Source organism: Escherichia sp. MOD1-EC6098, from assembly GCF_002965865.1.
GTDB classification, from domain to species: Bacteria; Pseudomonadota; Gammaproteobacteria; order Enterobacterales; family Enterobacteriaceae; genus Escherichia; species Escherichia marmotae.
Map to the genome: position 1 here is coordinate 11,709 of NZ_PTSN01000023.1, position 21,701 is coordinate 33,409.

A 21,701-nucleotide genomic window follows, 5' to 3' on the forward strand; every position below is an offset into this window, starting at 1 on the left:
TATTAATCAGAGGGTTGGCAAAGCGCGCTTTGTTTATGCCGGATACAGCCTGAACACCTTACTCGGCCTACAAAATCACACAAATTCAATATGTTGTATAATTCGTGTGGGCCTGATAAGCGTAGCGAATCAGGCTATTTTGCGTTTGCCATCAGTCTCATTAATGGCTTTCAACCCAGGCGCGTTCAATCTCTTCCGCCAGAATCTTCACACCCGCCTCAATTTTTTCCGGTTCCGGCACGTAATTCATGCGCATACATTGATGCGTGTGTGGCCACGGTTTATCCAGCCCGGGGAAGAAATTATGCCCCGGCACCATCAGTACACCGCGCGCTTTCAGGCGCTGATAAAGCTGCTCGGTGGTAATCGGCAAATCCTTAAACCATAGCCAGAGGAAGATTGCCCCTTCAGGTTTATGAATCAGGCAGCGATCTTCCGGTAAATAGCGGCGAATGATGGCGATAGTTTCCTGAACACGCTGGTAGTAAAACGGTTTAATCACCGTTTCTGACAGGCGCAGCAGGTCGTTACGCTTAATCATTTCACACATCATTGCCGGGCCAATACCGCCAGGTGCGAGGCTGATAATGCCGTTCATATTGGTGATGGCGGTAATGATTTTTTCATTGGCGATGATAATGCCGCAGCGCGAACCCGGCAGCCCCAGCTTGGAAAGGCTCATGCACAGCACGATATTCGGATTCCACAGCGGGCGCGCTTCGCTGAAGATGATGCCAGGGAACGGGACGCCATAAGCGTTATCAATCACCAGCGGAATGCCGTGCTGATTTGCCAGCGCATCTAGTTTCAGCAACTCTTCATCGGTTATTACATTACCTGTTGGGTTCGTCGGTCGGGAGACGCAAATCATCCCCGTTTCTTCGCCAATGTGCAGATGCTCAAAATCGACGTGATATTTAAACTGACCTTCTGGCAGCAGTTCAATATTTGGGCGCGCAGAAACGAACAGATCTTCTTCCAGTCCGGCGTCCGCGTAGCCAATGTATTCCGGAGCCAGCGGGAACAGCACTTTTTTGATCCGTCCATCGGCACGGCGTCCGGCAAACAGATTAAATAAGTAGAAAAACGCGCTCTGGCTGCCATTTGTTAGTGCAATATTCTGTGGTTCGATATCCCAACTTAGTTTCTCACGTAGCATCCCGGCAAGTAGCGACAGTAGCTCCGTCTTTCCTTGTGGGCCGTCGTAATTGCATAGCGCATCCGTTGCTTTACCGCTTTCCAGCATGTCGGACAGCAGTGTCTGGAAGTAGTCCTGCATTTCCGGGATCTGCGCCGGGTTTCCGCCGCCGAGCATAATTGCGCCGGGTGTGCGTAAACCGTCGTTTAGATCTTCCATCAGCAGTGTAATGCCGGAGTGGCGGGTAAATTTGTCACCAAAAAGGGAGAATGTCATAGCGGGATATCATTCGAACTCTGAAGCAAGGAAAGTAACAATAACGCTACATTTGCCAGGGTGCAAATCGGGCTTCTGCAAGAGGTTGGCGTGTTATGCTGAGTTTTTTATTTATGCTGGCATTTTATACTAAAAGGTGGCTTCCCGGCATACTGCAAGCGGGAAGCAGGAAAAGTTACGGTTGCCCCGCCCAGACGACCATCACTTTATCGTCGCCGTATTCACGGACGAATCCATAACCTTGTTTCAGTGACAATGCGGTGTGTTTACCCGCACCAATGGCTGGATGCCGTGCGCGGAACTGGCCGATGCGTTGCCAGTGCGCAACGCTGGCGGCAGATTTACCGCTAACATCCTGCCAGTTCATATCCGAACGTGTGCCTTGCAGCGGATCAGAACCAGTGGCACCGAATGGACGCGAGGACTCATCGCCATAAAAGATTTGTACCGCACCTGGCGCCAGTAACAATAACTCTGCGGCTTTATCGCCCCCTTCGCGGAACAAGCGGGTATCGTGTGAGGAGAGGTAGCTCAGCACGTTGAAATCCTGTAGTTTCTCTGCCATTTGCTGCCAGGTCGTATCCATCTGCGCCAGGCAACCGACCGCTTTCGCTGCCTGCTCCTGATAATCGAAATTGATCATCGCGTCGAAGCCGTGGTGATAGTAGTCACTTTTCATCACGCCGTGACCCCAGGCTTCGCCAGTCATCCAGAAAGGATTGTCATCTAACGCTTTTCCAGGGTTAGCGCTCTTCCACTCTTTCAGGGCGGCGCTGGCCTGGGTTTTCAGTTGCTGCCAGGCTGGCAACTCAACATGTTTGGCGGTATCGACCCGAAAACCATCAATACCGTAGTCGTGAACCCATTGGCTTAACCAGTGGGTTAAATAATCGCGAGGGGTAAAGCCGTCGACAGATTTTGCGTGAGTATCCGGTTTGTTTTTATAGAACACCGGCAGACCAGAAGCAGTGGTAGATTCTGTTTTGATATCCGGCAAAAAGGCCAACGACATGGTGAGATCGTCGAATCCTGGATTGTCGTAATCACCGATATCCGTTCTGATCCAGTTTTTTCCCCACCATTTATCCCAGCCGGCTTTGTCGCTGAAATTAATGTAATCGTTGAAGCTATGCCAGGTTTGCCCGGCTGCGGGTTTCCAGTCGCTCCAGCGGTTGCCCAGCGTTTTTTGTAACTCGTCGCCGGAAAGATACAATGCGCCAAACTGATACTCCTGCATATCCGCCAGCGTGGCATAGCCGGTATGGTTCATCACCACATCAAAGAGAATACGGATACCTCGCTGGTGCGCGCCATCAACCAATGCTTGCAGATCGGCTTCGTTGCCCATATTGGCATCAAGATTCGTCCAGTCCTGGGTGTAGTAACCGTGGTAGGCATAATGTGGGAAATCGCCTTTTGTACCGCCGCCAACCCAGCCATGAATTTGCTCAAAGGGGGCGCTGATCCACAGGGCATTGACGCCCAGTTGCTGGAGATAATCCAGTCTGTTGGTCAGGCCACGTAAATCTCCGCCGTGAAAAGTACCAATTTCCTCCATGCCATCTTTATGACGACCATAGCTCTGGTCGTTGCTGGGATCACCGTTTTCGAAACGGTCTGTCAGCACAAAGTAAACCGTGGCGTTATGCCAGTTGAAGGGGGCGGACGTGTCGGTTTCTGCCCGTTCCAGCAGCAGCAAGCCATTACTGGTGGCGGCAGGTTGTAACGTTATTTGACCGTTCTTCACCGTCGCGATTTGTTGGCTGTAATAATCACGGATTACCGTACCTTCCGGGAAGGTAGCGCTGACATTAAGCGTCAATGGCTGTCCATCCCATTTTGGGCATTCACGGATCTGGTTTGCTATTGGTTCGGCAGTGTTTTGGATCGAAATCATCAATGTTGGCGTGCCGGAGCGGGTGTCTATTTGCAGCTTATATTCACCATCTCTGAACAATCGCCATTGTGGCGGTGTGTTGTTACAAGGTTGCAGAGAAAGCATCTGATTGAGTTTTATTGCATTCGCAGGCTGCCAGCATTGTTGATTAAAATTCAGCGTCAACGAACGCGTACCTTTGGTCAGCGGTGCGTGGCTGACAAATGTTCCTGTGCTCTCTTCAGTAAAGGTGGGAAATCCCTGAGAAGTCCAGCCAGCGGCAACGGCAAAGCCGGGAATGAGTGTCAGAAAACAGACGGCAAGTTTCATAACGGATGAGTCCTTGTTGCTGCGAATTTCACCAGTTTGCCAGTGATAATACTGGTAAAACTCCTCCCTGATGAGGATTGCGCCAGGATGAGACGAAAGGGGGAGTATTTCACCTGAGATTTAAGCTTATTTTTTGCGATAACCCCCACATTTTCTGCGATTTAGCACCAATCTGAACCATTACCGCGTGACATAGTTTCAGATTTGGACTATTCCTTGGGGTGCTCTTGGCCGCTATTTTTGATATGATTTGAGATTCAACTCTCAAATTTGGGAAAAATATTGCTCTAAATAATTCGAGTTGCAGGACAAAACACCGATGGTGTTTTGAACAGCGTTTGCGCAGTACATGCAACTTGAACTATGACGAGTATAAGGTGTTTGAATGATTAAATCCGATCAGGAGACCTGATGATTTTGACTCCCATACGACGATATGGGGCGATGATTCTTATGTTACTCACTCTGGTGTTTTCGAGTGAGGTGTTAGCGAAGACGCATACAACAACAGCGAGTCAGAAGTCCCATTTAACTAAAGCTAGTAATAAACAGGTAAGCAGTAAACAAGAGTATTCTCGCAATAGTGCAAAGAGCAGTTCACTTCCTGATTTGCGAAAATACCCTTCCGGAACACCAAGAAAAAAAGCGTTTCTCCGGACCGTGATGCCCTATATTACCAGCCAAAATGCTGCCATTACGGCGGAACGTAACTGGCTGATTTCAAAACAATACCAGGGACAATGGTCACCTGCAGAGCGTGCGCGTTTGCAAGATATCGCCAAACGCTACAAGGTGAAGTGGTCTGGTAATACGCGAAAAATCCCGTGGAATACGCTGCTTGAACGTGTAGATATTATTCCTACCAGCATGGTGGCGACGATGGCTGCGGCAGAAAGCGGTTGGGGTACGTCAAAACTGGCGCGTAGCAACAACAACCTGTTCGGCATGAAATGCATGAAAGGGCGTTGCACCAATGCACCGGGTAAAGTGAAGGGATACTCACAATTTAGTTCTGTCAAAGAATCGGTGAGTGCCTATGTCACTAACCTGAATACGCACCCGGCTTACGCTTCGTTCCGTAAATCGCGCGCGCAATTGCGTAAAGCGGATCAGGAAGTTACCGCTACAGCGATGATTCATAAGCTGAAAGGTTATTCAACGAAAGGGCAGAGTTATAACAACTACCTGTTCGCGATGTACCAGGATAACCAGCGGTTAATCGCCGCACATATGTAATTGCATTCCTTTCAGCCTTATCCGACTTGTTGGTCGGATAAGGCTTTTGCTCTGCGTCAGGTGGCTGTGCAACATTGCCTGATGCGACGTTAACGCTTCTCATGATGCCTGACCGCTTTTTCACTCTCGCTACAGCATTACCTCGCTATTTACATCGCGATACTCTTTAGGCGTCGTGTCATACGCTTTTTTAAATACAGAGTAGAAATATTGCAGCGATGGATAACCGCACATTTGCGATATCTCGTTGATCGACAAGGTAGTAGAAATCAGCAGGCTGCGTGCTTTCTCCAGCTTCTCGGCATGAATCATGGCGTGAATGGTTTCACCCACCTCTTCTTTAAAACGCTTCTCAAGATTGGAGCGCGATATGCCAACTGCATCGAGTACCTGATCCACTTTTATGCCTTTGCAGGCGTGATTGCGGATGTAATGCATGGCCTGAATAACAGCGGGGTCGGTCAGCGAACGGTAATCCGTAGAGCGCCGTTCAATAACGCGAACAGGCGGAACCAGAATCCGCTGCAACGGCATCTTTTCTTTATCTAATAACCGATGCAGAAGTTTTGCCGCCTGATAGCCCATTTGCCGCGCGCCCTGGGCGACAGAAGAGAGGGCGACACGCGAAAGATAACGGGTCAGTTCTTCGTTATCGATGCCAATCACGCATAATTTTTCCGGTACGGGAATATGCAAATGCTCGCATACTTGCAGAATATGCCGCGCTCTGGCGTCAGTGACGGCAATAATCCCTGTTTGCGGTGGTAGCGTTTGTAGCCAGTCGGCCAGTCGGTTTTGCGCGTGCTGCCAGTTCTCTGGCGCGGTTTCCAGCCCCTGATAAACGACTCCGCGGTACTTTTCCTCAGCAACAAGCTGGCGAAACGCATATTCGCGTTCGGCTGCCCAACGTTTGCCGCTAGATTCCGGCAAACCGTAAAAAGCAAAGCGGTTAACGCCTTTCTCTTTTAAATGCAAAAATGCGCTTTCAACCAGCGCATAGTTATCGGTGGCAATGTAATGTACGGGCGGGTAACTTTCTGCCAGGTGATACGAACCACCGACTCCGACAATAGGGACGTCGACATCAGCCAGCGCCTGCTCGATTTGTGTATCATCGAAGTCGGCTATGACGCCATCTCCTAACCAGTCCTTGATTTTGTCAATGCGGGCGCGGAAATCTTCTTCAATGAAAATATCCCATTCCGATTGTGACGCCTGTAAATATTCCCCTACGCCTTCTACTACTTGACGATCATAGGCTTTATTAGCATTGAACAGTAATGTGATGCGGTGACGTTTAGTAAACATGGTTCTTTTCCTGCTGAATCATGCAAAAAACTCAAAACCGGCAATAAGTTACCGGCTTTGAGAAAATTTTTATCAAAATCAGGAACGGCGTTTGGTTGCGGAGTCCATCCATACTGCCAGCAACAGAATCGCACCTTTGACGATATACTGCCAGAAGGTTGGTACATCCATCATACTCATACCGTTATCCAGTGAAGCCATGATGAATGCCCCCATTACTGCTCCGGCAACACTCCCCACACCACCTGCCAGACTAGTACCGCCAATCACGCAGGCTGCAATCGCGTCCAGCTCAGCGATATTACCCGCAGAAGGTGAACCAGCGCCAAGCCGCGAACTAAGAATTAACCCGGCGATGGCCACCATCAAACCGTTGATAGCAAATACGGCAAGTTTGGTGCGTTCAACGTTAATTCCAGAGAGTCGCGCGGCTTCCAGATTGCCACCGATAGCGTAAATGCGTCTCCCAAAAGCTGTTCGTGTTGCCATAAACATTCCTCCGAGCAACAGCAACGTCAGCAGCAGAACGGGTGTGGGAACGCCACGGTAATCATTCAGCAGCCAGATTGCACCTAAAACGATAATGGCGGTTAATGCCTGGCGACCGACTACTGCTGTAGATGCCGGGGACTGCAAACCCAAAGCCTGACGGCGCATTCTTCCGCGCCACTGCCAGCCGACAAAAGCCATTAAGCCAAGCGTGCCGATGATGAAACCGGTGCTGGCTGGTAGATAGCTTTGCCCAATTTGTGACATCGCGGCGCTGGTGGGTGAAACGGTCGTACCATTGGTGATGCCAATAAGGATGCCGCGAAATGCCAACATGCCCGCCAGGGTGACAATAAAAGAAGGTACTTTGCGATAAGCTACCCACCAACCATTCCAGGCACCGAGAAGCAGCCCCAGTACTAACGTAACAATGATGGTGAGTGGCAGCGGCCAGCCTAACCAGACGTCACAGATAGCGGCGACGCCACCTAGCAACCCCATCATGGAACCGACCGAGAGGTCGATTTCAGCGGAAATAATGACGAACACCATCCCTACTGCGAGGATGCCAGTAATCGCGGTCTGACGGAGCAAGTTGGATACGTTACGGGCGCTTAAATAGGCACCGTCAGTAGTCCAGGTAAAGAACAGCATGATGGCGATGATTGCAGCAATCATCACGAAGACTTGTAAATTCAGTGATTTCAGCACAGAGAAGCCACCGGATGTCGGTACGGCTAATTTCACTTCAGACGGATTGCTTTTCGACATGATGTTCGCTCCTCAATGCGGCTTCCATCACCTGCTCCTGAGTCAGGTTATGATTTATCAGGTTGGCTTTTAGTTTTCCTTCATGCATCACCAGTACACGATCGCTAAGACCAAGCACTTCAGGTAATTCAGAAGAGATGACAATAACGGCGATGCCTTGCTGGACGAGTTGGTTAATTAATTTGTAGATCTCGTATTTCGCGCCAATATCGATACCCCTGGTGGGTTCATCAAGAATGAGAATACGCGGGTTGAGCAACAGACAGCGTGCGAGGATCGCTTTTTGTTGATTGCCGCCGCTCAAACGTCCAATAGCAAGTTCCGGTGACGACGTTTTCACTTTGAGTTGCTGGATTGATTCCAGAATGCATTTTTGTTCTGCAGCATCATCAAGTTGGCTAATACCACTGGTAAATTTGTTGAGTGCGGCGAGGGTAATATTTTTGCCAACTGCCATTACCGGAACGATGCCATCGCGCTTTCTGTCTTCCGGCACCATCGCAATACCCTGAGCGATGGCTTGTTGGCAATTACGAATATCTACCTGTTCACCATCGATAAATATTTTCCCTTCCCACTGTCCGGGCCAGACACCAAACAGACATTGGATGGTCTCGGTGCGCCCGGCGCCGACTAACCCTGCAATACCCAGTATTTCACCGCGTTTCAGAGAAAAAGAAACATCGTTAACCCGTTTAATATGACGATTAACCGGATGCCATGCCGTCAAGTGCTCAATGCATAATATTTCATCACCAGTGGTATGTGGTTCGTTAGGGTAAAGTGCTGTTAATTCTCGCCCTACCATCATAGTGATAATATCGTCTTCGCTCATTCCGGTTGCATCGCGGGTTCCTATATGCAGACCATCGCGAATAACGCAAATCGTGTCGGAAATTGCTTTGACTTCGTTGAGTTTGTGCGAGATATAGATGCAGGCTATGCCGTGTTGTTGCAGATCGCGAATAATATCCAGTAAAACCGTAGTTTCCAGCTCGGTTAATGAGGCTGTCGGTTCATCGAGAATTAACAAACGTACCTGTTTATTTAGCGCCTTGGCAATTTCAACCAGTTGTTGTTGCCCAAGCCCTAAGTCGCCAACGCGGGTATCTGGTGAAATGGATAAACTGACTTGTGCTAATAGCTTCTGGCAGCGTAGCGTCATCAGGTCATAATCCATAATACCATTATGGGTTATTTCATTGCCCAGAAAGATATTTTCCAGCACGGTCAATTCTTTCACCAGCGCTAATTCCTGGTGAATGATGGCGATACCTTTTTGTTCGGTATCGCGAATATGGCTCGCCTGGATTACTTCACCTGCAAAAATAATTTCACCTTCATAACTACCAAAAGGATAAATTCCGCACAGCACTTTCATTAATGTTGATTTACCCGAACCGTTCTCACCACAGAGTGAGACGATTTCGCCAACGCTCAACCGCAAACTGACGTTATCAATTGCCTTCACCGTGCCAAAGGTTTTGGTAATGTTCTTCATTTCAAGTAGATAAGACATAACGACTCCACCTAAGCCAATCAATTCACGCGGCATGGAGAGAAATCACACCCCCGGCCAGCGCCGGGGAGGTAACGCTTAAAGCTCGCTCTCTTTGTGGAATCCGTCTTTAATTACCGTATCCTTGATGTTGTTTTTATTCACATCGATAGGTGTCAGCAGGCGGGATGGAACATCTTTCAAGCCATTATTTAACGTAGTATCTGCTTTCGGTTCCTGACCATTGCCCAACTCAACGGCAATTTCTGCCGCGGTATTTGCCAACAAAGTAATAGGTTTATACACCGTCATGGTTTGCGTTCCCGCGGCAATACGTTTAACTCCCGCGAGATCCGCATCCTGGCCGGAAATAGCCACTTTCCCTGATAAACCTTGCGCGCTTAATGCCTGAATTGCCCCACCGGCGGTAGCATCGTTTGAAGCGACAACTGCATCAATTTTGTTATTGTTAGCTGTCAGCGCGTTTTCCATAATTTTTAGCGCATTTTCTGGTAACCAGCCATCAACCCATTGGTCGCCAACGACTTTAATTTTTCCTGAATCAACATAAGGTTTTAATACTTTCATTTGCCCGGCGCGGAACAGTTTGGCGTTGTTATCGACCGGGGAGCCGCCCATCAGGAAATAATTTCCTTGCGGGACGATATCGACCAGGGCTTTTGCTTGCAGTTCACCGACTTTTTCGTTATCGAAAGAAATATAAAAATCGATATCCGCGTCGTTAATCATGCGATCGTAAGCTAATACTTTAATACCCTCTTGTTTGGCTTCTTTTACAACGTTACTTAATACCTGACCGTTATATGGAATAATGACGAGAACATCGACGCCCCGGTTAATCATGTTTTCAATCTGCGACATTTGGGTTTCTTCATTGCCATTTGCAGATTGCACGAATACTTTCGCACCGAGAGATTCCGCTTTTTTCACAAAGATATCACGATCTTTTTGCCAGCGCTCAAGACGGAGATCATCAATTGCCATTCCTATTTTGACTTCTTTGGCGTGCGCCGCGACGTTTGTAAGCAGGAGTGAGGTGCAAAGGGTGAGTAAAATATTCTTTATTTTCATGGTGTAGAGGCCTTCTTTTGTTAGAGGACAGCTTTAATAAGTAACAATCACCGCGATAAACGTAATCAATTTTTAGCAACTAAACAGGGGAAAACAATTACAGATTTTTATCTTTCGATTACGATTTTTGGTTTATTTCTTGATTTATGACAGAGATCTTACTTTTGTTGCTTAATTGTACTTGTTGCATTTTTCTCTTCGAGGAATTACCCAGTTTCATAATTCCATATTATTTTGCGAGCTAGCGCACACTTGTGAATTATCTCAATAGCAGTGTGAAATAACATAATTGAGCAACTGAAAGGGAGTGCCCAATATTACGACATCAACCATCACACGCGGCATTACCTGATTATGGAGTTCATTATGCAAGCCTATTTTGACCAGCTCGATCGCGTTCGTTACGAAGGTCCAAAATCCTCTAACCCGTTAGCATTCCGTCATTACAACCCCGACGAACTGGTGCTGGGCAAGCGTATGGAAGACCACTTGCGTTTTGCCGCCTGCTACTGGCATACCTTCTGCTGGAACGGAGCGGATATGTTTGGTGTAGGCGCGTTTAACCGTCCGTGGCAGCAACCTGGCGAGGCATTGGCACTGGCGAAGCATAAAGCTGATGTCGCATTCGAGTTCTTCCACAAATTACATGTGCCATTTTATTGCTTCCATGACGTGGATGTTTCTCCGGAAGGCGCGTCGTTAAAAGAGTACATCAATAACTTTGCGCAAATGGTTGATGTGCTGGCTGGCAAACAAGAAGAGAGCGGTGTGAAATTGTTGTGGGGAACCGCTAACTGCTTTACTCATCCTCGCTATGGCGCGGGCGCGGCGACGAATCCAGATCCCGAAGTCTTTAGCTGGGCGGCAACTCAGGTCGTTACCGCGATGGAAGCGACGCATAAGTTGGGCGGTGAAAACTATGTATTGTGGGGCGGTCGTGAAGGTTATGAAACTTTACTGAATACTGACCTGCGTCAGGAACGTGAACAGCTTGGTCGCTTTATGCAGATGGTTGTTGAACATAAACATAAAATAGGCTTCCAGGGCACATTACTTATCGAACCGAAACCGCAAGAGCCGACTAAACATCAATATGACTACGATGCCGCGACGGTCTATGGCTTCCTGAAACAGTTTGGTCTCGAAAAAGAAATTAAACTGAATATTGAAGCTAACCACGCGACGCTGGCGGGTCACTCTTTCCACCATGAAATTGCCACCGCCATTGCGCTTGGTCTGTTCGGCTCAGTCGATGCTAACCGCGGCGACGCGCAGCTTGGCTGGGATACTGACCAGTTCCCGAACAGTGTGGAAGAGAACGCGCTGGTAATGTATGAAATCCTTAAAGCAGGCGGTTTCACGACCGGCGGTCTGAACTTTGATGCCAAAGTACGTCGTCAGAGTACTGATAAGTATGATCTGTTCTACGGTCATATTGGGGCGATGGATACGATGGCGTTGGCATTGAAAATTGCAGCACGCATGATTGAAGACGGCGAATTGGATAAACGCGTAGCGCAACGTTATTCCGGTTGGAATAGCGAACTGGGGCAGCAAATCCTGAAAGGCCAAATGTCACTGGTGGATTTAGCAAAATATGCTCAGGAACATAATCTGGCTCCGGTGCATCAGAGTGGACGCCAGGAGCAGTTGGAAAACCTGGTAAATCATTATCTGTTCGACAGATAACGGCTAATTGCGCAGTCTCAAGCCCGGTTATCGGTAGCGATACCGGGCATTTTTTTAAGGAACGATCGCTATGTATATCGGGATAGATCTTGGCACATCGGGCGTAAAAGTTATTTTGCTCAACGAGCAAGGTGAGGTGGTCGCTTCGCAAACGGAAAAACTGACCGTTTCGCGTCCGCATCCACTCTGGTCGGAGCAAGATCCGGAACAGTGGTGGCAGGTGACTGATCGCGCGATGAGAACCCTGGGTGAGCAGCATTCTCTGCGAGACGTTAAAGCATTGGGTATTGCCGGGCAAATGCACGGTGCAACTTTACTTGATGCTCAACAGCGGGTGCTACGTCCTGCCATTTTGTGGAACGACGGGCGCTGTGCAGAGGAGTGCGTTTTGCTGGAATCGCGAGTTCCGCAATCGCGGACGATTACCGGCAACCTTATGATGCCCGGATTTACTGCGCCTAAATTGCTGTGGGTTCAGCGGCATGAGCCGGAGATATTCCATCAAATCGACAAAGTATTATTACCGAAAGATTATTTGCGTCTGCGTATGACGGGGGAGTTTGTTAGTGATATGTCTGATGCGGCTGGCACCATGTGGTTGGATGTCGCAAAGCGAGATTGGAGTGATGTCATGCTGGAGGCTTGCCAGCTATCTCGTGATCAGATGCCAGCATTATACGAAGGCAGCGATATTACTGGCACTTTGCTACCCGAGGTTGCAAAAGCGTGGGGAATGGCGGCGGTGCCAGTTGTCGCGGGCGGCGGTGATAATGCGGCAGGTGCGATTGGTGTGGGTATGGTGGATGCCAACCAGGCAATGCTGTCGTTGGGAACTTCGGGGGTTTATTTTGCAGTAAGCGAAGGGTTCTTAAGCAAGCCGGAAAGTGCCGTACACAGCTTTTGTCATGCTTTACCGGAGCGTTGGCATTTAATGTCTGTAATGTTGAGTGCGGCATCGTGTCTGGACTGGGCGGTGAAATTAACCGGCATGGGTGATGTTCCCGCTTTAATTACTGCAGCGCAGCAGGCTAATGAGAGTGTCGATCCTGTCTGGTTTTTACCTTATCTTTCCGGCGAGCGTACGCCGCACAATAACCCACAGGCAAAGGGCGTTTTCTTCGGTCTGACCCATCAGCACGGCCTCGCGGAACTGGCGCGTGCCGTACTGGAAGGCGTGGGGTATGCGTTAGCCGATGGTATGGATGTCGTACATGCCTGCGGCATTCAACCGCAAAGTATTACATTGATTGGTGGTGGCGCACGTAGCGAGTACTGGCGCCAGATGCTGGCGGATATCAGTGGTCAGCAACTAGATTACCGCACAGGCGGCGATGTGGGGCCTGCATTGGGCGCAGCGAGGCTGGCTCAGATTGCGATGAATCCAGATAAATCACTCGCTGAACTGTTACCACAACTGCCGTTGGAACAGTCGCATCAGCCGGATGCACAACATTATGCTGCTTATCAGCCACGACGAGAAACTTTCCGTCGTCTCTATCAGCAACTTCTGCCGATGATGACATAATATTTTCCCCTGTCTTATGTGACGGGGGATAATTCACAGCTATGTATATTTATAATTTATTAATTTTTTATATGAATTTATTCTGAAAATCATTTGTTAATGGTGTTTTTCAGTTTTGTCTTTTGTTGGTTACTCGTAATGTATCGCAGGTAGATATGGAGATCGTTATGAAAACCTCAAAGACTGTGGCAAAACTATTATTTGTTATCGGGGCGCTGGTTTATCTGATAGGACTATGGATCTCATGCCCATTGTTAAGCGGCAAAGGCTATTTTCTTGGCGTGTTAATGACGGGGACTTTTGGCAACTATGCCTATCTGCGCGCAGAAAAACTTGGGCAACTGGATGAATTCTTTATTCGTGTCTGCCAGTTAGTTGCGTTAATCACTATCGGTCTTTTGTTTATCGGTGTTTTAAATGCGCCCATTAACGCGTATGAGATGGTGATCTATCCGCTCGCCTTTTTCGTCTGCTTGTTTGGTCAAATGCGCTTGTTCCGCACGGTATGATCGACATAAAGCTCTTAATGATTCAGGAATGAAAGGAAATCTGTGATGGAAAACAAAATATCAACCTATTCTCCAGCATTCGGTATTGTGTCATGGATAGCTCTCGCAGGCGGTATCGTTACCTATCTGTTAGGGCTATGGAATGCAGAGATGCAGTTAAATGAAAAAGGGTATTATTTTGCCGTGTTGGTGTTAGGGCTGTTTTCGGCAGCTTCCTATCAAAAGACCGTTCGGGATAAATATGAAGGCATTCCTACTACGTCTATTTATTATATGACCTGCCTGGTGGTCTTTATCATCTCTGTCGCTTTACTGATGGTAGGTCTGTGGAATGCAACGTTATTACTTAGTGAAAAAGGTTTTTATGGATTGGCCTTCTTTTTAAGCTTGTTTGGTACGGTAGCGGTGCAGAAGAATATCCGTGATGCCGGAATCAACGCATCAAAAGAAACGATGACTGTGCAGGAAGAATATAGCGAATAACCCACGTAAGCCCGGTCACACTGACCGGGTTTTTACTTAACTCACTAATCTGTTTTTGTCGATTCGTTGCACCAGCACAGAAAGTAACAAACTTGCTGCCAGCGTCGCGCAAAAGATCCAAATAATATCCAGTATTGGCCAGTTTTTAAGCTCAATACCACCGGTACGCAGCGCATGGATAATCAACGCGTGGAATCCGTATATACCTAAAGAATGACGGGATATCAGCCCAAGCCCGCGAATAGTGTGCGTATCCAGAGTATTTTTTACCAGAGTCAGTAACGCGATTGCGCAGATAAAAACCATCGGTCCACAGTAAAGATACCAGGTATCGGCAAAGTTTCCGCGCCACTGTAATTCATATAATGTCCCACGAGAGATAATAAATACTCCCGCTATAAACAGTGCGGCACTCATCCACGATAGAGATTTATGTTGTGTGTTCATCATCCCAATGGCGCGGCCCAGCATGCCATACAGGATGTAGTAAAAAGTATCGCCATTGATATATAAGTTAATTGGTAACCATTCAAAACCGTCGATCTTCTGGGGCACTGTGTTTGGGTTGGCGATGATGCCAATCACCACCATTAGCACCAGCAACATTTTACCGCTGATGTTTTTTACCTGAACCAGTGGCGAAACCAGATAAATCACCGCAATCGCGAAGAAAAACCATAAGTGATAAAACACCGGTTTTTGCAGCAGTTTTTTCAGCGATAACTCCACATTGATGGAGGTAAACAGCGCAATGTAGAGCAGTGCGACGACGCTATAAAACAGCAGACACAAGCCGATACGCAAGAAATGACGCGGTTGGGCGCTACGTTCGCCAAAAAAGAGATAGCCGGAAATCATGAAAAATAGCGGCACGCTGACACGAGAGGCCGAATTTAGAACATTCGCGATATCCCAGGTTACAGGGCTAACATTATGGGCATTGGTCACATACCAGGTAGTGGTATGAATCATCACCACCATTAAACAAGCTATCCCTCGCAGGTTATCAATCCAATAAATTTTGGGCTGCATCTGTGTCTCTGTATCTGGTTAAAAAAAGTCTGACCGATAAATCATTCGGCTGATGCACTGGAATAATCTGAGTTTGATCACTACATCTTAGAGATGCTTGAGAAAATTTATAAGATCCAGCCACTATACCGATATTAATAATAAGACTCACCTGCAAACCAGACGGTAATTTAACGATGATGAACTATTTCTTTCCGGCAATGACGCTCATTGTGTTAGTGGGATGTTCGGCACCACCACCCGAACAGAAAGCGCAACGGGTAAAGGTTGAACCGCTGCGTTCGTTGAATATGGAAATCTTGTGCAAGGATCAGGTGGCAAAACGTTATAACACTGGCGAGCAAAAAAACGACGTCATCGCGTTTGAACAGTTCCAGGGGAGCTATGAAATGCGCGGTTATACCTTCAGGAAAGAACAGTTTGTCTGTTCTTTTGACGCGGATGGCCATTTTTTGCATCTTTCCATGCGTTAAGCGCAGCCTTTTTCCCGTTTCGTACTGTATATCTTCCATCCAGCGGGTATACTGATCCCTTCCTTTAAATCCACACGTATCCAGCACGAAATAATATGCAAAAGTTTGATACCAGGACCTTCCAGGGCTTGATCCTGACCTTACAGGATTACTGGGCTCGCCAGGGCTGCACCATTGTTCAACCATTGGACATGGAAGTCGGCGCGGGAACCTCTCACCCAATGACCTGTCTGCGCGCGCTGGGGCCAGAACCGATGGCGGCTGCTTATGTTCAGCCTTCTCGTCGCCCGACCGATGGTCGTTACGGCGAAAACCCCAACCGTTTACAGCACTACTATCAGTTCCAGGTGGTGATTAAGCCATCACCGGACAATATCCAGGAGCTGTACCTCGGTTCTCTGAAAGAGCTGGGCATGGATCCGACTATCCACGATATCCGTTTCGTGGAAGACAACTGGGAAAACCCGACGCTGGGTGCCTGGGGACTGGGCTGGGAAGTGTGGCTGAACGGCATGGAAGTAACGCAGTTCACTTACTTCCAGCAGGTTGGTGGTCTGGAGTGTAAACCGGTTACCGGTGAGATCACCTACGGTCTGGAACGTCTGGCGATGTATATTCAGGGCGTAGATAGCGTTTATGACCTGGTCTGGTGCGACGGCCCGCTGGGTAAAACCACCTACGGTGACGTCTTCCATCAGAACGAAGTGGAGCAATCCACCTACAACTTCGAATACGCGGATGTGGACTTCCTGTTCACCTGCTTCGAGCAGTACGAGAAAGAAGCACAGCAATTGCTGGCGCTGGAAAATCCGCTGCCGTTGCCAGCCTACGAACGTATTCTGAAAGCCGCCCACAGCTTCAACCTGCTGGATGCGCGTAAAGCCATCTCTGTCACCGAGCGTCAGCGTTACATTCTGCGCATTCGCACCCTGACCAAAGCAGTGGCAGAAGCATACTATGCTTCCCGTGAAGCCCTCGGCTTCCCGATGTGCAACAAAGACAAGTAAGAGGCGGCCATGTCTGAGAAAACTTTTCTGGTGGAAATTGGCACTGAAGAGCTGCCACCAAAAGCACTGCGCAGCCTGGCAGAGTCCTTTGCTGCGAACTTTACTGCGGAGCTGGATAACGCCGGTCTCGCACACGGTACTGTTGAATGGTTTGCTGCTCCGCGTCGTCTGGCGCTGAAAGTGGCTAACCTTGCGGAAGCACAACCTGATCGTGAAATCGAAAAACGTGGCCCGGCAATTGCCCAGGCATTTGACGCCGAAGGCAAACCGAGCAAAGCTGCAGAAGGTTGGGCGCGTGGTTGCGGGATCTCCGTTGACCAGGCTGAGCGTCTGACTACTGACAAAGGTGAATGGTTGCTGTATCGCGCTCACGTGAAGGGCGAAAGCACCGAAGCGCTGATACCGAACATGGTAGCTACTTCGCTTGCGAAATTGCCGATTCCGAAACTGATGCGCTGGGGCGCAAGCGACGTACACTTCGTGCGTCCAGTTCATACTGTGACTTTGCTGCTGGGCGATAAAGTCATTCCGGCAACCATTCTGGGTATTCAGTCCGATCGCGTGATTCGCGGCCACCGCTTTATGGGCGAGCCGGAAATTACTATCGATAATGCCGATCAATATCCGGAAATTCTGCGTGAGCGCGGTAAAGTCATCGCAGATTACGAAGAACGTAAGGCGAAGATTAAAGCCGATGCCGAAGAAGCCGCGCGTAAGATTGGCGGTAACGCTGACTTAAGCGAAAGCCTGCTGGAAGAAGTGGCTTCGCTGGTGGAATGGCCTGTCGTTCTGACTGCGAAATTTGAAGAGAAATTCCTCGCGGTGCCGTCTGAAGCACTGGTTTACACCATGAAAGGTGACCAGAAATACTTCCCGGTGTATGCGAACGACGGCAAATTGCTGCCGAACTTTATCTTCGTTGCCAACATCGAATCAAAAGATCCGCAGCAAATTATCTCCGGTAATGAAAAAGTCGTTCGCCCGCGTCTGGCGGATGCGGAGTTCTTCTTTAATACCGACCGTAAGAAACGTCTGGAAGATAACCTGCCGCGTCTGCAAACCGTGCTGTTCCAGCAACAATTAGGTACGCTGCGCGACAAGACTGACCGCATTCAGGCGCTGGCTGGCTGGATTGCTGAAAAGATTGGTGCTGACGTCAACCACGCGACCCGTGCGGGGCTGCTGTCCAAGTGTGACCTGATGACCAATATGGTCTTCGAGTTCACTGACACTCAGGGCGTGATGGGTATGCACTACGCGCGCCACGATGGCGAAGCGGAAGATGTGGCTGTCGCGCTGAACGAGCAGTATCAGCCGCGCTTTGCTGGTGATTCTCTGCCGTCTAACCCGGTGGCCTGTGCGCTGGCGATCGCTGACAAAATGGATACTCTGGCTGGTATCTTCGGTATTGGTCAGCATCCGAAAGGCGATAAAGACCCGTTTGCGCTGCGTCGTGCGGCACTCGGCGTGTTGCGTATTATCGTCGAGAAGAACCTGAACCTCGATCTGCAAACGCTAACCGAAGAAGCGGTGCGTCTGTACGGCGATAAGCTGACCAACGCTAATGTGGTCGATGACGTTATCGACTTTATGCTTGGCCGTTTCCGTGCCTGGTATCAGGACGAAGGTTATACCGTCGACACCATCCAGGCCGTTCTGGCGCGCCGCCCAACTCGTCCGGCAGATTTCGATGCCCGTATGAAGGCCGTATCGCACTTCCGTACTCTGGAAGCAGCGGCTGCACTGGCGGCAGCGAATAAGCGCGTATCCAACATTCTGGCGAAATCTGACGAAGTCCTGAGCGATCGTGTGAACGCATCTACCCTGAAAGAGCCGGAAGAAATTAAGCTGGCGATGCAGGTGGTTGTACTGCGCGACAAGCTAGAGCCATACTTCGCTGAAGGTCGTTACCAGGATGCGCTGGTCGAACTGGCTGAACTGCGTGAACCGGTTGACGCCTTCTTCGATAAAGTGATGGTTATGGTTGATGATAAAGATCTGCGTATCAACCGTCTGACCATGCTGGAAAAACTGCGCGAATTGTTCCTGCGCGTTGCGGATATTTCGTTGTTGCAGTAATAACTCCTTTAATAAGAAGCCTGCCAGATTGGACTGCACCCCAAAAGTTGGACACCCAACTGATTAAGGTGCAGTTTTTTATGGCAAAGCCAAAATATTCTCTCGAAACCAGATTAGCTGTCGTTAATCATTATCTTGCCGGACACGATGGCGCACGTCGTACCGCTGAACGTTTTGGTGTTGAAGAAACATTTGTGCGACGCTGGGTAAGAGCCTGGCAACTCCACGGTATTGATGGTATTACATGGAAAAATGACCGCCACTCTCCTGAGTTTCGACTGACGGTTGTTCTGAAGGCTCTGAGTGAAGAACTTACCATGCGCGAGGCCGCCTCACGGTTTAATATTTCAAATGAATCCGTGGTCCGGCACTGGGTGAAGGTTTACAAAGACACCGGTGAAGAAGGACTTCTGAACATAAAACCAGGTCGGAGCAAGGACATGACAAAACCTCAAAAAACACCTCCACTTACCGATGCAGAACTGGAAAAGTTATCTCCCGAAGAACTGCGGGCGGAACTCCGTTACCTTCGCGCAGAGAATGCCTATCTAAAAAAGCTGAAGGCCTTAGTTCAAAGCGAGAAAAACGGCAGAAAGCCCGGATAATCAGTGAGCTAAGGCTTAAGCATGCGCTCGGTGATCTTCTGCGTGCAGCGGGTATGTCCCGCAGTACGTGGTATCACAATATGAATGCCCTGAAGCGAGTGGACAGGCATGCCGGGCTGAATGAACTGAGGAAGGCGATAGAGGACTATATCCATTATTATAACAACGAGCGGATCAGCCTGAAATTAAAAGACCTGAGTCCGGTAGAATACCGAACCCAGACCCTGAAAGCCGCTTAACATGAACTGTCCAACTTTATGGGGTCAGTCCAGGACAAATAAAAAAATCCCCGCCAATTGGCAGGGATCTTAGATTCTGTGCTTTTAAGCAGAGATTACAGGCTGGTTACGTTACCAGCTGCCGGGCCTTTAGCGCCGCTTTCGATGGTGAAGGACACTTTCTGACCTTCGTCCAGAGATTTGTAACCATCGTTCTGGATAGCAGAGAAGTGTACGAACACATCTTTAGAGCCATCGTCAGGAGTGATGAAGCCGAAGCCTTTGTCAGCGTTGAACCATTTTACGATACCAGTCATTTTACCGGACATAGTGTATTACCTTTAATAATTAATTGTGCCTTTCGGCGTTATGGCGTGCTTTACAGATTTTTGAAGCGTTAAAGGAAATGTGCACTACGAGGGGTATCAACGATAACTCTTGAAGGGACTTGCCTTACTACACTGCTTTAATGGTCTGTACGTCAAACCGTTGAGTGCATTAAGCCACGCATTGGGTGGTGATGCAACATTTATTTTTCAAATTTATGATTAATCGTTCAGAAAGCGGCCCTGTCAGCAGGACCGTCATCATCAAAAAAGGGAATAAAAACCTATTCCATCAACTGCTTACTTAATGCCGGGTTGGCTTGAATCAGGCGCATAAGTTTTAGTTCGGCACTGGAAGGCTTCACGCGTCTGGATTCCCATTCCTTTACCATGGCAACAGATACGCCCAAAACCCGGGCGAAATCATCAATTTTTAACCCTGTCCCTTTGCGTAATTGCTCAATTTCGGTACAAGGTGTTGGTCTGTGTGTCAGGGTAATTTTCTGTGTTTCATCTTTAAAAACAATCTGTTCCAGGCTACTCAACAACTCATGCATTGGATCTTTATATTCCATTGAAAACTCCTCAAATCACACTGCGGGATCGTGAATTTCATCGAAGCTTATTAAGAATAGTCGGGAAAACAGGCATAGCGGGGAGAAGTTAGACATGCTTTGAGTGTGATTCGATTCAGCCCGTCAGTCACCGTGACTTATAGTCACCTAACGATCTGATATATGCAGATATATCTCGTACTGGCCGTGATTTGTAAAGATTTCGAAAATCTGGCCTCCCAACGAGAAGGAAAGTCCTGGCAACAAAAACACAATGGCAATATCAATTTTTAACAATGAAACAACAAATTAACCTTACTTCATTTTCTCCATCATTTTCCCAGGAAGATTATACATAAAGGGTATCCTGTAGGCCTGTCCTGGACTATCCTTGTCTGCGTCAGACACGCGTGTGTCGTTGTGCGCTTTTTTTGGGTGAAAGGAGTAAGAAAATGGCGACAGGAAAGTCCTGCTCTCGCTGGTTTGCGCCTCTTGCGGCGTTATTAATGGTAGTTAGCCTGAGTGGGTGTTTTGATAAAGAAGGCGATCAGCGTAAAGCGTTTATCGACTTCCTGCAGAATACTGTGATGCGTAGCGGTGAACGTCTACCAACCCTGACTGCCGATCAGAAAAAACAATTTGGTCCTTTTGTCTCTGATTACGCGATCCTGTATGGCTATTCCCAACAGGTTAATCAGGCGATGGATTCCGGTCTGCGTCCGGTTGTAGACAGCGTTAACGCGATTCGTGTACCGCAGGATTACGTCACGCAAAGTGGTCCACTGCGTGAAATGAACGGTTCTCTGGGCGTACTGGCGCAACAATTGCAAAATGCGAAGTTGCAGGCAGATGCCGCGCACTCTGCGCTAAAACAAGCTGACGATCTGAAACCGGTCTTTGATCAGGCATTCACTAAAGTGGTGACTACTCCGGCCGATGCCTTGCAACCGCTGATTCCAGCGGCACAAACCTTCACGCAACAACTGGTGATGGTTGGAGACTACATTGCTCAGCAAGGTACTCAGGTGAGCTTTGTATCGAACGGCATTCAGTTCCCGACTTCCCAGCAGGCAAGTGAATATAACAAACTGATCGCGCCATTACCGGCACAGCATCAGGCGTTTAATCAGGCCTGGACCGCAGCAGTAACTGCAACCCAATAAACGGTAAAAGCCCGAGAAGTTATC

General features: G+C 48.6%; 19 protein-coding genes and 1 pseudogene. 11 read left to right on the forward strand and 9 right to left on the reverse strand.

Annotation, left to right across the window (positions count from 1 at the left end; genetic code table 11):
• Window positions 1-160: 160 nt before the first annotated feature.
• A complete protein-coding gene (gene avtA, locus C0K55_RS20825; protein WP_000144329.1) occupies window positions 161-1,414 on the reverse strand; it encodes a valine--pyruvate transaminase in 1,254 nt (417 codons plus the stop codon).
• A 175-nt stretch (window positions 1,415-1,589) separates the two neighbouring features.
• Complete coding sequence (gene malS / locus C0K55_RS20830) at window positions 1,590-3,620, reverse strand: alpha-amylase (RefSeq protein WP_000762036.1); 2,031 nt, start codon at window positions 3,618-3,620, stop codon at window positions 1,590-1,592.
• A gap of 411 nt (window positions 3,621-4,031) precedes the next feature.
• Here malS and C0K55_RS20840 point away from each other — a divergent pair, with 411 nt between their 5' ends.
• Window positions 4,032-4,856: a protein bax gene (locus tag C0K55_RS20840; RefSeq protein ID WP_001517329.1), complete on the forward strand. Its 825-nt coding sequence runs from the start codon at window positions 4,032-4,034 to the stop codon at window positions 4,854-4,856.
• Between the two features lie 129 nt (window positions 4,857-4,985).
• Here the strand turns inward: C0K55_RS20840 and xylR are convergent, their stop codons facing one another.
• From xylR to xylF, 4 genes are all read right to left on the reverse strand, one after another.
• Window positions 4,986-6,164, reverse strand: coding sequence for a D-xylose utilization transcriptional activator XylR (gene xylR, locus C0K55_RS20845; protein ID WP_001517328.1), 1,179 nt, complete (start codon window positions 6,162-6,164; stop codon window positions 4,986-4,988).
• A 78-nt stretch (window positions 6,165-6,242) separates the two neighbouring features.
• Window positions 6,243-7,424: a xylose ABC transporter permease XylH gene (gene xylH / locus C0K55_RS20850; RefSeq protein WP_105266442.1), complete on the reverse strand. Its 1,182-nt coding sequence runs from the start codon at window positions 7,422-7,424 to the stop codon at window positions 6,243-6,245.
• Window positions 7,402-8,943, reverse strand: a complete 1,542-nt coding sequence (locus C0K55_RS20855; protein WP_105266441.1) for a xylose ABC transporter ATP-binding protein — start codon at window positions 8,941-8,943, stop codon at window positions 7,402-7,404. The genes xylH and C0K55_RS20855 overlap by 23 nt, the downstream gene beginning before the upstream one ends.
• 78 nt (window positions 8,944-9,021) lie before the next feature.
• Window positions 9,022-10,014: a D-xylose ABC transporter substrate-binding protein gene (gene xylF, locus C0K55_RS20860; RefSeq protein WP_000694882.1), complete on the reverse strand. Its 993-nt coding sequence runs from the start codon at window positions 10,012-10,014 to the stop codon at window positions 9,022-9,024.
• Between the two features lie 366 nt (window positions 10,015-10,380).
• Here xylF and xylA point away from each other — a divergent pair, with 366 nt between their 5' ends.
• The 4 genes from xylA to yiaA all read left to right on the forward strand — a co-directional run bounded on the left by xylA (window position 10,381) and on the right by yiaA (window position 14,220).
• Window positions 10,381-11,703 (forward strand): xylose isomerase, encoded by a 1,323-nt coding sequence (gene xylA / locus C0K55_RS20865; protein WP_105266440.1) that lies wholly within the window; start codon window positions 10,381-10,383, stop codon window positions 11,701-11,703.
• Between the two features lie 70 nt (window positions 11,704-11,773).
• A complete protein-coding gene (gene xylB / locus C0K55_RS20870; protein ID WP_105266439.1) occupies window positions 11,774-13,228 on the forward strand; it encodes a xylulokinase in 1,455 nt (484 codons plus the stop codon).
• Window positions 13,229-13,395: 167 nt separating this feature from the next.
• Window positions 13,396-13,737, forward strand: a complete 342-nt coding sequence (gene yiaB, locus C0K55_RS20875; RefSeq protein WP_001517325.1) for an inner membrane protein YiaB — start codon at window positions 13,396-13,398, stop codon at window positions 13,735-13,737.
• Window positions 13,738-13,782: 45 nt separating this feature from the next.
• Window positions 13,783-14,220, forward strand: a complete 438-nt coding sequence (gene yiaA / locus C0K55_RS20880) for an inner membrane protein YiaA (protein ID WP_001517324.1) — start codon at window positions 13,783-13,785, stop codon at window positions 14,218-14,220.
• 36 nt (window positions 14,221-14,256) lie between these two features.
• Here the strand turns inward: yiaA and C0K55_RS20885 are convergent, their stop codons facing one another.
• Complete coding sequence (locus tag C0K55_RS20885; protein WP_001182628.1) at window positions 14,257-15,252, reverse strand: acyltransferase; 996 nt, start codon at window positions 15,250-15,252, stop codon at window positions 14,257-14,259.
• Window positions 15,253-15,428: 176 nt separating this feature from the next.
• Between C0K55_RS20885 and C0K55_RS20890 the strand changes: the two genes are divergently transcribed.
• From C0K55_RS20890 to C0K55_RS20910, 5 genes and pseudogenes are all read left to right on the forward strand, one after another.
• On the forward strand, window positions 15,429-15,725 hold the full coding sequence (locus C0K55_RS20890) for a YsaB family lipoprotein (protein ID WP_000982350.1): 297 nt from the start codon (window positions 15,429-15,431) through the stop codon (window positions 15,723-15,725).
• A 95-nt stretch (window positions 15,726-15,820) separates the two neighbouring features.
• Complete coding sequence (glyQ, locus tag C0K55_RS20895; RefSeq protein WP_001168542.1) at window positions 15,821-16,732, forward strand: glycine--tRNA ligase subunit alpha; 912 nt, start codon at window positions 15,821-15,823, stop codon at window positions 16,730-16,732.
• A gap of 9 nt (window positions 16,733-16,741) precedes the next feature.
• A complete protein-coding gene (gene glyS, locus C0K55_RS20900) occupies window positions 16,742-18,811 on the forward strand; it encodes a glycine--tRNA ligase subunit beta (RefSeq protein ID WP_105266438.1) in 2,070 nt (689 codons plus the stop codon).
• Between the two features lie 80 nt (window positions 18,812-18,891).
• A complete protein-coding gene (locus C0K55_RS20905) occupies window positions 18,892-19,416 on the forward strand; it encodes a helix-turn-helix domain-containing protein (protein ID WP_061091179.1) in 525 nt (174 codons plus the stop codon).
• Between the two features lie 137 nt (window positions 19,417-19,553).
• Window positions 19,554-19,655 (forward strand): annotated as a pseudogene (locus C0K55_RS20910) (IS3 family transposase); the annotation flags it as partial.
• A gap of 95 nt (window positions 19,656-19,750) precedes the next feature.
• Here C0K55_RS20910 and cspE read toward each other — a convergent pair.
• Together cspE and C0K55_RS20920 are read right to left on the reverse strand one after the other, a co-directional pair.
• Window positions 19,751-19,963, reverse strand: a complete 213-nt coding sequence (gene cspE / locus C0K55_RS20915) for a transcription antiterminator/RNA stability regulator CspE (RefSeq protein ID WP_000014594.1) — start codon at window positions 19,961-19,963, stop codon at window positions 19,751-19,753.
• A gap of 281 nt (window positions 19,964-20,244) precedes the next feature.
• Window positions 20,245-20,535 (reverse strand): HTH-type transcriptional regulator, encoded by a 291-nt coding sequence (locus tag C0K55_RS20920; RefSeq protein WP_001517320.1) that lies wholly within the window; start codon window positions 20,533-20,535, stop codon window positions 20,245-20,247.
• Window positions 20,536-20,966: 431 nt separating this feature from the next.
• On the opposite strand from C0K55_RS20920, the gene C0K55_RS20925 reads away from it, so the two are divergent.
• On the forward strand, window positions 20,967-21,677 hold the full coding sequence (locus C0K55_RS20925; RefSeq protein ID WP_000190515.1) for a DUF3053 domain-containing protein: 711 nt from the start codon (window positions 20,967-20,969) through the stop codon (window positions 21,675-21,677).
• Window positions 21,678-21,701 lie beyond the last annotated feature (24 nt).

What these genes read in the sequence shown, in the direction of transcription:
- yiaB (WP_001517325.1), top strand. Translation starts at nt 13,396, where the DNA reads ATGAAAACCTCAAAGACTGTGGCAAAACTATTATTTGTTATCGGGGCG.
- C0K55_RS20925 (WP_000190515.1), top strand. Translation starts at nt 20,967, where the DNA reads ATGGCGACAGGAAAGTCCTGCTCTCGCTGGTTTGCGCCTCTTGCGGCG.
- malS (WP_000762036.1), bottom strand. Translation starts at nt 3,620, where the DNA reads ATGAAACTTGCCGTCTGTTTTCTGACACTCATTCCCGGCTTTGCCGTT.
- C0K55_RS20890 (WP_000982350.1), top strand. Translation starts at nt 15,429, where the DNA reads ATGATGAACTATTTCTTTCCGGCAATGACGCTCATTGTGTTAGTGGGA.
- C0K55_RS20855 (WP_105266441.1), bottom strand. Translation starts at nt 8,943, where the DNA reads ATGTCTTATCTACTTGAAATGAAGAACATTACCAAAACCTTTGGCACG.
- xylB (WP_105266439.1), top strand. Translation starts at nt 11,774, where the DNA reads ATGTATATCGGGATAGATCTTGGCACATCGGGCGTAAAAGTTATTTTG.
- glyS (WP_105266438.1), top strand. Translation starts at nt 16,742, where the DNA reads ATGTCTGAGAAAACTTTTCTGGTGGAAATTGGCACTGAAGAGCTGCCA.
- avtA (WP_000144329.1), bottom strand. Translation starts at nt 1,414, where the DNA reads ATGACATTCTCCCTTTTTGGTGACAAATTTACCCGCCACTCCGGCATT.
- yiaA (WP_001517324.1), top strand. Translation starts at nt 13,783, where the DNA reads ATGGAAAACAAAATATCAACCTATTCTCCAGCATTCGGTATTGTGTCA.
- C0K55_RS20920 (WP_001517320.1), bottom strand. Translation starts at nt 20,535, where the DNA reads ATGGAATATAAAGATCCAATGCATGAGTTGTTGAGTAGCCTGGAACAG.
- xylA (WP_105266440.1), top strand. Translation starts at nt 10,381, where the DNA reads ATGCAAGCCTATTTTGACCAGCTCGATCGCGTTCGTTACGAAGGTCCA.
- xylH (WP_105266442.1), bottom strand. Translation starts at nt 7,424, where the DNA reads ATGTCGAAAAGCAATCCGTCTGAAGTGAAATTAGCCGTACCGACATCC.
- xylR (WP_001517328.1), bottom strand. Translation starts at nt 6,164, where the DNA reads ATGTTTACTAAACGTCACCGCATCACATTACTGTTCAATGCTAATAAA.
- C0K55_RS20840 (WP_001517329.1), top strand. Translation starts at nt 4,032, where the DNA reads ATGATTTTGACTCCCATACGACGATATGGGGCGATGATTCTTATGTTA.
- cspE (WP_000014594.1), bottom strand. Translation starts at nt 19,963, where the DNA reads ATGTCCGGTAAAATGACTGGTATCGTAAAATGGTTCAACGCTGACAAA.
- C0K55_RS20885 (WP_001182628.1), bottom strand. Translation starts at nt 15,252, where the DNA reads ATGCAGCCCAAAATTTATTGGATTGATAACCTGCGAGGGATAGCTTGT.
- glyQ (WP_001168542.1), top strand. Translation starts at nt 15,821, where the DNA reads ATGCAAAAGTTTGATACCAGGACCTTCCAGGGCTTGATCCTGACCTTA.
- xylF (WP_000694882.1), bottom strand. Translation starts at nt 10,014, where the DNA reads ATGAAAATAAAGAATATTTTACTCACCCTTTGCACCTCACTCCTGCTT.
- C0K55_RS20905 (WP_061091179.1), top strand. Translation starts at nt 18,892, where the DNA reads ATGGCAAAGCCAAAATATTCTCTCGAAACCAGATTAGCTGTCGTTAAT.